Here is an 11,942-nt window from a genome sequence, read left to right as displayed (position 1 = left end):
CATGGGGCAAGGCCAGCAAGATGCCCCGGGCACAAGGAACGGAAACGCACCTCATGCACAACTATCTCGACTTCGAAAAGCCGATCTCCGACCTCGAAGGCAAGATCATCGAACTGAAGAAGCTCGCTTCCGAAGACGAGAGCATCGACACGTCCGATGAGGTCGGCAGGCTGGAGGTTCGCGTTCGCGAAGCGATGGTCGATATCTATTCCAAGCTCAACGCCTGGCAAAAGACGCAGGTTGCTCGCCATCCGCAGCGCCCGCACTTCGTCGATTACGCTAAAATTCTCTTCCAAGAGTTCACGCCGCTCGCCGGCGACCGCAAGTTCTCCGAAGACGCGGCGATCCAGGCAGGCCTTGCACGCTTTCGCGGCCAGCCGATTGCCGTCATAGGCCAGGAAAAGGGCAGCGATACCAAGAGCCGACTGAAGCACAATTTCGGCAGCGCCCGCCCTGAAGGCTATCGCAAGGCGATCCGCATTCTTGAAATGGCTGACCGTTTCGGCCTTCCGCTCGTCACCCTCGTCGATACCGCTGGCGCTTATCCAGGCGTGGGTGCTGAAGAGCGCGGCCAGGCTGAAGCAATCGCGCGCTCGACGGAAATGTGCCTTGGCGTGAAAGTGCCGATCATCTCCGTTATCATCGGCGAAGGGGGCTCCGGCGGCGCAATCGCGATCGCGACCGGAAACAGGGTCTATATGCTCGAGCATTCGATCTACAGCGTGATCTCACCGGAAGGCGCGGCCTCCATTCTATGGCGAGATTCGACCCGCGCCAGGGAAGCAGCAACCAACATGAAGATCACCGCCGAGGACCTGAAGTCGCTTAGCATCATCGACGGCATCATTCCCGAACCGCTCGGCGGCGCGCATCGCGATCCGGACAGCGTCATCGCCGCCACCGGCGATGTCATCGCCAGCGCCCTTGCCGAACTTTCGCCGCGTTCCGGCGAACAGTTGCGCAACGACCGCCGCCAGAAATTCCTCGCCATGGGCCGGAATCTCGCATAACTCCCGGCATACGTGACCGGATTGCGGCCAAACCTTGGCCACAATAATGTTATCTGTAACAGTCGCGCTTGCGGGATATCCTTGGGCAAGTCATAGGCTGGTAAGAAATTGTGAAGTATATGCCGTCTATGATTCTGGGATCGCCCGGACTCCATGGACGCGGATCGGGTCGTATCGATTTAATGGGCTTGTTGGGAAATGCGCATTCGTCATTTTGCCTATGTTTCGCTGATGGCACTGGCTCTTGCCGGCTGCAACGACGCTTTGGACGTCACCCATACTGATCTGTCGAAGGTCAAGAACAAGGTTGAGCAACCTCTGCCGGCACGTATCCTCGCCGATATGAGGACGAAAGGCATGGACCGCAATTCCCCGATCATGATCCGCATCTTCAAGGAAGAAGGCGCTCTCGAAGTTTGGAAGGCAAAGACGGACAACCGCTTCGACAAGATCGCGGATTACAAGATCTGCGCGTGGTCCGGCCGGCTGGGCCCGAAGGTCAAGACTGGCGACCGGCAGGCGCCTGAGGGCTTCTATAACCTGACGCGAGCGAACCTGAACCCGAACTCCAAATATTATCTGGCGATCAACACCGGCTTTCCGAACCGATACGACGCCGTCAACGGCCGCACAGGCTCGGACTTGATGATCCACGGCGCATGTTCGTCTTCCGGCTGCTATTCGATGACCGACGAGCAGGTTCTGGAAATCTACGCTTTCGCGCGTGATGCCTTCAAGGGCGGCCAGGCAACCGTTCAGCTGCAGGCTTTTCCCTTCCGCATGACGGCCGAAAACATGTTCAAGCATCGCCTGAACCAGAACTATGACTTCTGGAAGATGCTGAAGGTCGGCTACGACAATTTCGAGGTCACCAAGCGTCCGCCGGAAGTGAATGTCTGCGAGAAGAAATATGTCTTCAACCAGCAGTTGGCGCAGGGCAGCGCCGCCTTCAATCCGGCAGGCCAGTGCCCAGCGATGTCCACGCCGCCAGCGCTGGCCTCAGCACTTGCTGCCTATAACAAAACATACGCGACCGACTTCGCCAGGGCCGAAAGGAAGTTCGACGGCATGGCTTGGTACGACCCAACCGAAGCCGAGCGTAAAGCCGTCGTCGCCAAGCAGCGCAAGGGCCGTGAACTCGCTTATGCTCCGACCGGCACGTCGCTGGAGGCAGGCCGCATGGTCAAGGTAGCCGAACTTGAGGAAATGATGTCGAAGCCCGCTGCACCTGCGGCAAATGCGACGGCGACCGCCGCGGCAACACCGGCGCCGGCATCAGCCCCTGCTCAGAACGATGCGACGGCTGTTGCAGCGGTAGCACCTGCCAATGTCCCCGTTCCGACGCAGAACCCTCTGGCCTTCGCGCCGGAACTGCCTCCGCAGGAAACGGCAGAAGCCACCAAGAAGCCGTTCTGGAAATTCTGGGCCAGGAACTGAGCGGCTTGGACGCCTTTTCCTATGACCTGCGGGGCCTGAAATGCCCCCTACCCGTGCTGAAGACCCGCCGCAAGCTTTCTTCCATGACAAGCGGCGCGCTGATTCGGGTAGAAACGACCGACCCGCTGGCTGGGATCGACATCCCTCATTTCTGTAAGGAAGACGGCCACGCGTTACTGGAAACGGTGAAAACCGAAACCGGTCACCGTTTCCTGATCCGCAAGCGATAATCTCAGATCTTCATGCCAGGAATGGCGAGCGGATTGTCGCTGAGAGCCGCGCGATCGGGCGTGTCGATCCGCGGCTTTCCGAGAAATGCATCGAAGAGGTTCTTCACGAAATCCTCCGGCAGATCCTTGGTGATCAGTACCATGCGCGTTCGCCGGTCGACCGGATCCGGCCAGGCCGGAAGGCGCACCGGCGGGTGAAAGATATTCTGCACGCCATGCAGGACCAGGGGCCTCTCCGGCCTGTCCGAAACGGCAACGATTGCCTTCATGCGCAGCAGCTTTTCGCCATGCGCGGAGCGCAATAGGTCGATGAACATCTCGAGCGCCATCGGCTCGATCGGCTTGTCTTCGACAATCGAGAAGGACCGGATCGACGCATCGTGACGGTTCACATCATGGGGATCTTGATGGTCATGACCATGGTGGTGGTGATCGTGGCCATGATGGTGACGATCATCATGCTCGTCTTCGTCGCGAAGCCAGCGGCTGACGTCGGCGATCTTCGTTGCCGGGTTGTATAGACCGTTTACGAAAATCTCCGCGCTACCGGCGGATGCGCTGTCAGCATCCATCGGCACCGCGCGCGGATTGAGGTATCGCAGCCGCGCCTCCAGCACCGACAACAGCTCGGCGGATGCCATCGCCTGCTTCGACACGATGAGGCGATCGGCGACTGCGACTTGCCGGCGCGCCTCCTCGTGATTGGTGAGCGTCTGAAGGCCATTGACTGCGTCAACGACCGTGACAACGCCGTCGAGCTCAAAATTGGTGGCGATAATCGGGTTGCCCATGATCGCCTGCATGACCGGCGCCGGATCGGCAAGGCCGGTAGTCTCGATCACGACACGTTTCACGGGCTTGACCCGGCCGGTCTGCACCGCATCGATGAGGTTTGCCAGCGTATCGACGAGCTCGCCGCGCACCGTGCAGCAAAGGCAGCCGTCAGAAAGCTCGATGATCGCATCTCCCGAGCTTTCGACGAGCAGATGGTCGATGCCGACATCGCCGAATTCGTTGATGATAACGGCGGCATCCTTCATCGCCGGATCCTTGAGGATGCGGTTCAGCAAGGTTGACTTACCGGCGCCAAGAAAGCCGGTCAGGATCGTGACCGGGATCGTGTCGTGATGACTGCTCATTTTCCTTTGCCTTAGAAGGACGTCGGGCGCGGCAGCGGTACCGGCACATTGGCAAGGTCGCCGATTGCCTCGGCCTTTGCCATCTTGTCCGGCTGGACTTCCTGGCCGGGAATGAGGCCGGCAAAGACGTAGCGCGGCTCGTGATCCATTTCCTGGATATAGGGCGACTGCACTTTCATGCGACCGACCTCGTCGCGCGTTTCGCTGCGCACCTTGGCGCCCTTTGCACTGCAGATATCGGCGCTCAAGTCGGTGACCTGATCCTGCCCCAGTCCGTAGGGTTTCAACGAACCCAAGGTATCGACTGCGGGAAACTGTGTCGTAAAGCCCTTCTGCAACAGGTTCGCCGTCGCATCCGCACGCGCCGCGAGGCTGTCTGTGCCCAGAACGACCGAAATGATGGTGCGGCCGTTCCGGGTCGCCGAACCGATCTGGTTGAAGCCCGACGCGCAGATGAAACCGGTCTTCATGCCGTCCGCACCGGCGAAACGGCCGATCAGCAGATTGATATTGGCCGTGTTCGTCTTGCCGTTGGTAAAGCCTTCAAGAGCGAAATAGCCCGCATATTGCGGGAAGTCACGCCGTAACGCGACTGTCAGGACTGCGAGATCGCGCGCCGTCGTATATTGGCCCCTGCCTGGCAGGCCGTTCGGATTGACGAAATGCGAATCCGACATGCCGAGCTTTGCTGCATCGGAATTCATGCGCAGGACAAAGGCATCCTGGGTCCCAGCGACGGCCTCTGCCACGGCAACCGCGACGTCATTCGCCGACTTGATCATGAGGATCTTCAACGCGCTGTCGAGCGTCAGCTTCTGCCCCGGCTTGTAATACATTTTCGCAGCCGGCTGGGCAGCCGCCTGCTTGCTGATGACGATCGGCGTTTCGAGGCTGATCTCGCCGGCGCGGATTGCATTGAACACCGTATAGGCCGTCATCAGCTTTGTCAGCGATGCCGGATACCATTTGCGAAAGGCTTCTTCATGCTCCAGCACGCGGCCGCTTTGGACATCGACGAGGATATGCGGATTGGCCTGCGCCAGCGGAACCGAGAAGAAAAAAGCGGCGGTAGCGGTGGCTGCGAATGAAATCAAACGTTTCTGGCGCGTTGACACGGTTCGTCCCTAAGATGTCCGGAAATCTCGAAAGCTTCACCTATTTAGCTTATATGGCCATGACATGGCAAAGGTCATTGAATAAGTTATTCCGCGGCGCAGCATTGCGCAAGCCGCCGGACAACCCGATTTCGCGACAGGAAGTTACGTATGCCGATTTTAAACAGAGCCGCTGAAATGCAAGCCGAAGTGGCCGAATGGCGCCGCTATATCCACGCCCGGCCGGAGCTTCTTTTCGCGGTCGAAAACACGGCGGCCTTCGTTGCCGGCAAGCTCAGGGAGTTCGGCGTTGACGAAATTGTGACCGGCATCGGCCGCACCGGCGTGGTCGGCCTGATCAAGGGCAAGGGAGAGGGCAGCCGCACGATCGGCCTCCGCGCCGACATGGACGCCCTGCCGATGACGGAGATCACCGGCAAGCCCTGGGCCTCGACGACACCCGGCAAGATGCATGCCTGCGGACATGACGGCCACACGGCAATGCTGCTTGGCGCCGCGAAATATCTTGCCGAGACCCGCAACTTCAACGGCAACATCGCCGTAATCTTCCAGCCGGCCGAAGAGGGCGGCGGCGGCGGCAACCTGATGGTCCAGGACGGCATGATGGAGCGCTTCAGTATCGAGGAGGTGTACGGGATGCATAATCTGCCGGGCCTTCCCGTCGGGCAGTTCGCCACCCGCCAAGGCGCGATCATGGCGGCAACGGACGAGTTCACGGTGACAATCAAGGGCCTCGGCGGTCATGCCGCCCAGCCGCACCGTACGATCGACCCGATTGCGATCGGTGCGCAGATCGTCACCAACCTGCAGATGATCGCTTCGCGCAGTGCTGATCCCCTGCGTTCTGTCGTCGTCTCGGTTACCAAGTTCAATGCGGGTTTCGCCCACAACGTCATTCCGAATGACGCGCAGATCGCCGGCACGATCCGCACGCTCGACGCCGAAGTCCGTGATCTGGCGGAAACACGCTTGAAGCAGATCATCAACGGCCTGGCCGCTGCCCATGGCGCGCAGGCCGATATCAGTTTCCACCGCAACTATCCCGTCACCGTCAACCATGCCACCGAGACCACCCATGCGATTGCCGTCGCCAGCGACATAGCAGGCGCAGCAAACGTCAATCCTGAAATCGATCCGATGATGGGAGGCGAGGATTTCTCCTATATGCTCAACGCCCGTCCCGGCGCTTTCATCTTCATCGGCAACGGCGACAGCGCAGGCCTTCATAATCCGGCCTATGATTTTAACGACGAAGTCATTTCCCACGGCATCTCTTATTGGGTCCGCCTTGCCGAACAGCGTTTGGGCGCGTGAAAATCTATACGCGATAAGAGCCTCAAAAAAGCTTGGCTTCCCGCCAAGCCTTTTGTATGCATGGCACGGAGTGGTCCCGTAGCTCAGCAGGATAGAGCATCAGATTCCTAATCTGGGGGTCGCGCGTTCGAATCGCGCCGGGATCACCAAAACATTCCGAGGAAGCCCTCGATACGGATAGTGCATCACTGAATGGGCCTGCGAGGGCTGGCGGTGTGTTCCTTCACCACTTCATTTGAACTATCGATTTCCTGAAGCAAGACGTCATAGCCCCAAAGATTGGCGAGATGCTGCAGGACGAGCTTCGTATCGGCCTCCTGAAGAAACCAATCATTCGTGACATTGTGGCGCAAGAGAAGGCGGCGGTCACCGGCAAGATCGACATCGACGATGTCTATTCCCGGGTCGATCCAGCCGATGTCGTATTCGCGGGAAAGCTGACGGCGGATGCGCCGATAGCCGCGTTCGTCGTGGATTGCCGAAACCAGAATTCCTTCTTCCTGCTCCGGGTCGTCGTAAAGATGGAAAAGGCGCAACTGGCGGATCAGGTTGGGGCTCAGGAACTGATTGATGAAACTCTCGTCCCGATAATCGGCCCAGATGTCACGCAGCACCGACATTGCATCGCCTTGTCCGGCAATGTCCGGAAACCACGCCCTGTCCTCTTCCGTCGGTGCCGTCACGATCCGCTCGATATCCTGCATCATTGCAAAACCCAGCGCATAGGGATTGAAGCCCGAGAAGCGACGATCGTCGTAGTTTGGCTGGAACACGACATTGGCATGTGATTTCAGGAATTCGAGGAAGTTTCCGTCGCTGATCTGCCCGCGCTCGTGAAGCCTGTTCATGATCCGGTAGTGGACGTAGGTGGCCGTTCCCTCATTCATCACCTTGGTCTGGCGCTGCGGGTGAAAATACTGCGCGACATGGCGGACGATGCGCAAAATCTCACGCTGCCATGGCTGCAGCAATGGTGCTGATTTTTCGAGGAAATAGAGGATGTTGTCCTGAGGAAGGCCAAGGGCGAGGCGCCGCTTCTCCAGGCCGACATCGGCTGCCGTGCGCTTCTTGCCGGTGGGAACAGTGCGCCAAAGATCGTTGAACACCTGCTCTTCGTGGACCCGGCGCTCCTGCTCCCGCCGCTCCTCGTCACGAAGGTCGACCTTCGTCTTGCCGGCGTGCCGATGCACGCCATGCGACATTAGCGCGTGCGCGGCATCGAGCGTGCGCTCGACTTCGACTTCGCCGTAGCGCTCCTCGCAACGGGCGATGTAGCTCTTGGCGAAATTGAGGTAGTCGAGGATGCCATCGGCATCCGTCCAGAGTTGGAAGAGATAGTTGTTCTTGAAGAAGTGATTATGTCCGAACGCGGCGTGCGCGATAACTAAGGTCTGCATCGTCGCCGAGTTTTCCTCCATCAGATAGGAGATGCAGGGCGAACTGTTGATGACAATTTCATAGGCAAGGTCGCGCATCCCGCGACGGTAGAAAGCCTCGTGATGGGCGAAATGCTTGCCGAAGGACCAATGGCGGTAGAAGAGCGGCATGCCGGTCGACGAGTAGGCATCCAGCATCTGTTCCGAAGTGATGACCTCGATCTGATTTGGGTAGACATCCAGGCCAAGTTCGCCGAGCGCGATCTCCTCGCAGGCGTCATGAACGCGCTGGAGCGTTGGAAAATCCCAGTCGGCGCCGTTAAACAGCAACCGCTGCTTTGACATCGACGTGGTCGTCATGGCGCCACCTTCGACTGTGCATCACGTTTCTGGAAGAGATCGTGGAAGACCGGGAATATTTCGTTGCGCCGACACACTTTGCGCATGGACAGGGGCACCTGTTCGGCACGGATCCCTTCGTAAAGCGTCCAGAGCGGTGAGCGGGACACGGAGGAGTCGCTGTCTTCCTCGCCGACCTCGATATAGGCGAAATACTGGCACAGCGGCAAAATCTCATGACGCAGCAGTTGCCCTGTCATGGTGCCGTCCGAATAGGAGTTGTCACCATCGGAAGCCTGGGCGGCATAGATGTTCCACTCTGCCGGATCGAACCGCGCCGCGACAATCGTGCGCATCGCCGCAAGTGCGCTTGATACCAGCGTACCGCCCGTCGCCGGACCATAGAAGAAGGTTTCCTCGTCGACTTCTTCGGCTTTGTCCGTATGGCGGATGAAGACGATCTCGACCTTCTTGTAGCGCTGCGACAGGAAAAGGTAGAGCAGCAGGTAGAACCGCTTCGCAAGATCCTTCATATGCTCCGACATAGAGCCGGAGACGTCCATCAGGCAGAACATGACGGCCTTCGCCACCGGTTTCGGCTCGCTTTCGAAGCGGCGATAGCGCACATCGAGCGGATCGATATAAGGAATGCGCCGGCTTTTTTCCGTCAACGCTTTGAGTTTAGCCTCAAGAGCCAGGCGCTTCTCGTCGTCTTCGCATTCGCCGATCTCACGCCGAAGTGCCTCCATCTCCTGGATGCGCGGGCGGCGAAGCGCGATCCGTCGCATCATCGCCATCCGAGTCGTGCGGCCGACGGCAATGTTGGACGGTGAACCGGATACCGAATAACCGGCCCGCACAGGGCTTTCTTCCTCAGTTTCCGTCAGCCGCCGCTTGGCGAGATCGGGCAGTTCCAGATCATCAAGAAAGACGTCGAGGAACTCCTCGCGCGTCAGCACGAAGCGGAAACCATCCTCGCCGTCGCCTTCACCTGCTTCCTTCGGCCTGCCGCCGCTCCTGCCAGGCGGCCGCGGGATGATGTCCCCCTCAACGAAGGCTCTGTTTCCCGGCAGAATTTGATCGCTGATGCCGCCCTCGCCCCGGCGGAAACCCGGCTCTGTCAGGCCGTCAATCGGCAGGGTGATTTCGCCACCGTCGAGCACGTCCCGAATATTACGGCTTTGCAGAGAACGTTTCACCGCCTGCTGCACGGCGCTTTTCGCGCGCCGAAGAAACCGTTGACGATTTTCCAAGCTTTTACCGCGCGGATTGAGCCGGCGGTCGACAATGTGCATGATAGCTCCCGCGTGAGCGTTAACTTGCCTGCTTAACGCGCATGTACCATTCCACTAGGCGCCGAACCTGTCTTTCGGTGTAGCCGCGCGTGGTCATGCGCGAAACGAATTCACTGTGTTTCTTTTCGGCTTCGCCGTCCTTCTTTGTGCCGAACGAAATAACTGGCAGCAGGTCCTCGACTTGCGAGAACATGCGTTTCTCGATCACCTCCCTGATCTTTTCATAGCTCGTCCAAGACGGGTTTTTCCCGCTGTTGTTTGCACGCGACCGCAAGCAGAACTTGACGATTTCGTTTCGGAAGTCCTTCGGGTTGGCGATACCCGCGGGCTTTTCAATCTTCGTCAACTCCTGATTGAGCAGTTCCCGGTCGAGAAGCTGGCCGGTATCCGGATCCTTGAAGTCCACATCCTCGATCCAGGCATCGGCATAGTCCACGTAGCGATCGAAAAGATTCTGTCCGTAATCGGCATAGGATTCCAGATAGGCTTTCTGAATCTCGTTGCCGATGAACTCCGCATAGCGCGGTGCGAGTTCGGCCTTGATGAACTCCATGTAGCGTTTCTCGATCTCGTCAGGAAACTGCTCGCGGCGGATCGCCTGTTCCAGAACGTACATCAGATGAACCGGATCGGCCCCCACTTCGCTCGTGTGATGATTAAAGGTCGAAGCGAGCACTTTGAAGGCGAAACGTGTCGATATTCCGTCCATTCCCTCGTCAACGCCGCCTGCATCCCGATATTCCTGGACACTACGGGCTCGCGGATCGGTCTCCTTGAGGCTTTCGCCGTCATAGGTGCGCATCTTGGAAAAATATGTCGAGTTTTCATGCTTTCGCAAGCGCGAAAGCACCGAAAAGCGCGCCAGCATTTTAAGCGTCCCCGGTGCACAAGGAGCATCCGCGAGTTCCGACCCTTCGATCAGTTTCTCGTAGATCTTCTGCTCCTCGGTGACCCGGAGGCAATACGGCACCTTGATGACGCAGATGCGGTCGATGAAAGCTTCATTGTTCTTGTTCGCCTTGAAACTCTGCCATTCGGCCTCGTTGGAATGCGCAAGAACAATGCCCGAAAAAGGAATGGCGCCGATATTTTCGGTACCAATGTAATTTCCCTCCTGCGTCGCTGTCAGCAGGGGATGCAACATCTTGATCGGCGCCTTGAACATCTCGACGAATTCCAGCAGGCCCTGGTTGGCGCGGTTGAGCGCGCCGGAATAGCTGTAGGCGTCCGGATCATTCTGGGAATAGGTCTCAAGCTTGCGGATATCGACCTTGCCCGCCAGGGAAGAAATATCCTGATTGTTCTCGTCGCCCGGCTCGGTCTTGGCGATGGCGATCTGGCGCAACCGCGAAGGCTGCATTCTGACGACGCGGAATTGGGAAATATCGCCACCGAACTCGTCAAGCCGCTTCAGGCACCACGGGCTCATTAGCCCGGTCAGCCGCCGCGTCGGAATGCCGTATTCCTCAAGGAGCAGCGACCCCATTGTGGCTGGATCAAAGAGGCTGAGCGGACTTTCAAAGACCGGACTGACCTCCTCGCCCGCCTTCAGCACAAAGATCGGATGGACTTCCATCAACTGCTTTAATCGTTCAGCTAGCGACGACTTGCCGCCGCCGACCGGACCGAGCAGATAAAGAATCTGCTTACGCTCCTCGAGCCCCTGTGCGGCATGTGTGAAGAACGAAACGATACGCTCGATCGTCTCCTCCATGCCGTAAAAGCCAGTGAAGGCCGGGTAGGTCCGGATCGTCCTGTTCATGAAGACCCGGCCGAGACGTAGATCCTTGGCGGTGTCCAATACCTCCGGTTCGCCTATCGCTGCAAGGAGACGCTCCGTCGCGTTGGCATAGGCAAGCGGCTCCTGCTTGCAGAGCGACAAGTATTCTGTGATGGACATCTCAGTTTCGCGTCGCGTTTCATAGTTACGCGTAAACGCATCGAACACGGATTCATTCAGCATGGGCCCTCCATTCAAGGTTTATGCCACAGGCTCCCGAAATAGCCGTACCACCGCAATGGAAACAACATTTCGTTGAGAATCAATATGTTTCGTGAATTGATTGGACACCTGTCGGCCGTCTATAGCAATGCACAAAAATGTGCATCCATCGGTCGTTTTGGCTCCAATCAAACTAACTATACTATATCCTAATTCGTAAGGCGCCAGTGCGATATCAGCACATTTCAGGACGTGACATGAGGCCGCAAAGGGCTTCTAATGCCGCTGCTGCTGATTCCCGCGCGCGGAAAATCGAAAGATTCCACGCTTGACCGGTTGCGCTTACGATTTTGATTTTCCCACGAGCCGGCATAAACAGCGCGAGACCGCGAGCCTTACACGCTCCAGCGGACGCTTTTGCTATATTTGCCGAATCAACCATCAAACTCCTCATCCAAGCTTGGCGCCCCTTCCGATGACGAAAGGGGCCCTAATGCAATTTGTCAGGCCGGGGTTAGCGTCATCGACGCGCCGGCCGCTGCAATATTGAGACCGAGCTGGCCTGTTACGCTGAGAGGCTGGAGATGGATCGATCCCGCGGTACCACCGACCAAGACATTCGCACCGACACCGGCGCCAAGCGTGGCTTCAGCCACGGCGCCGACATAAAGGCCACCGAGCGAGCCGCGATGATAGCCGGCAGTCGGCGCGAAGACAGCCCAAATGGGGCGGCTGCGCGTCGTAA

Annotated in this window: 10 protein-coding genes and 1 tRNA gene; 5 read left to right on the top strand and 6 right to left on the bottom strand. The window is 58.2% G+C overall.

The genetic code is table 11. The features are described from left to right. The first annotated feature begins 53 nt into the window (after positions 1–53). The 3 genes from C9413_RS01070 (at position 54) to C9413_RS01060 (ending at position 2,677) form a co-directional block, all read left to right on the top strand. Positions 54–1,010 carry an acetyl-CoA carboxylase carboxyltransferase subunit alpha gene (locus C9413_RS01070; protein WP_039846305.1) on the top strand — a complete coding sequence of 319 codons (957 nt, stop codon included), beginning with the start codon at positions 54–56 and terminating at the stop codon, positions 1,008–1,010. A 198-nt stretch (positions 1,011–1,208) separates the two neighbouring features. Continuing rightward, on the top strand, positions 1,209–2,447 hold the full coding sequence (locus C9413_RS01065) for a murein L,D-transpeptidase family protein (RefSeq protein ID WP_039846306.1): 1,239 nt from the start codon (positions 1,209–1,211) through the stop codon (positions 2,445–2,447). A 5-nt stretch (positions 2,448–2,452) separates the two neighbouring features. Beyond that, positions 2,453–2,677, top strand: coding sequence for a sulfurtransferase TusA family protein (locus C9413_RS01060; protein ID WP_039846307.1), 225 nt, complete (start codon positions 2,453–2,455; stop codon positions 2,675–2,677). 2 nt (positions 2,678–2,679) lie between these two features. Here the strand turns inward: C9413_RS01060 and C9413_RS01055 are convergent, their stop codons facing one another. Beyond that, positions 2,680–3,816: a GTP-binding protein gene (locus C9413_RS01055; protein WP_039846308.1), complete on the bottom strand. Its 1,137-nt coding sequence runs from the start codon at positions 3,814–3,816 to the stop codon at positions 2,680–2,682. A gap of 11 nt (positions 3,817–3,827) precedes the next feature. Then, the gene (locus C9413_RS01050; RefSeq protein WP_210263369.1) at positions 3,828–4,910 is read right to left on the bottom strand and encodes a D-alanyl-D-alanine carboxypeptidase family protein; all 1,083 of its coding nucleotides are present in this window, start codon (positions 4,908–4,910) and stop codon (positions 3,828–3,830) included. A gap of 171 nt (positions 4,911–5,081) precedes the next feature. Between C9413_RS01050 and C9413_RS01045 the strand changes: the two genes are divergently transcribed. Together C9413_RS01045 and C9413_RS01040 are read left to right on the top strand one after the other, a co-directional pair. After that, positions 5,082–6,245, top strand: coding sequence for a M20 aminoacylase family protein (locus C9413_RS01045; protein WP_039846310.1), 1,164 nt, complete (start codon positions 5,082–5,084; stop codon positions 6,243–6,245). Between the two features lie 72 nt (positions 6,246–6,317). Beyond that, positions 6,318–6,394: transfer RNA gene (locus C9413_RS01040), tRNA-Arg, on the top strand. A 36-nt stretch (positions 6,395–6,430) separates the two neighbouring features. On the opposite strand, the gene C9413_RS01035 is transcribed toward C9413_RS01040, so the two are convergent. The 4 genes from C9413_RS01035 to C9413_RS01020 all read right to left on the bottom strand — a co-directional run. After that, entirely contained in the window at positions 6,431–7,981 is a 1,551-nt protein-coding gene (locus C9413_RS01035; protein ID WP_039846311.1) for a SpoVR family protein, read from the bottom strand. Next, a complete protein-coding gene (locus tag C9413_RS01030; protein ID WP_039846312.1) occupies positions 7,978–9,255 on the bottom strand; it encodes a YeaH/YhbH family protein in 1,278 nt (425 codons plus the stop codon). Before C9413_RS01030 ends, C9413_RS01035 begins: the two co-directional genes overlap by 4 nt. A 19-nt stretch (positions 9,256–9,274) precedes the next feature. Continuing rightward, on the bottom strand, positions 9,275–11,218 hold the full coding sequence (locus C9413_RS01025) for a PrkA family serine protein kinase (RefSeq protein ID WP_039846313.1): 1,944 nt from the start codon (positions 11,216–11,218) through the stop codon (positions 9,275–9,277). Between the two features lie 482 nt (positions 11,219–11,700). After that, on the bottom strand, positions 11,701–11,942 hold a 242-nt coding region (locus C9413_RS01020), incomplete at its 5' end, for a DUF992 domain-containing protein (protein WP_170250117.1).

Origin of the sequence: Rhizobium sp. SEMIA 4085 (assembly GCF_013004495.1) — a bacterium.
GTDB lineage: Bacteria > Pseudomonadota > Alphaproteobacteria > Rhizobiales > Rhizobiaceae > Rhizobium > Rhizobium gallicum.
This window is presented reverse-complemented; position numbering and strand designations above follow the sequence as displayed.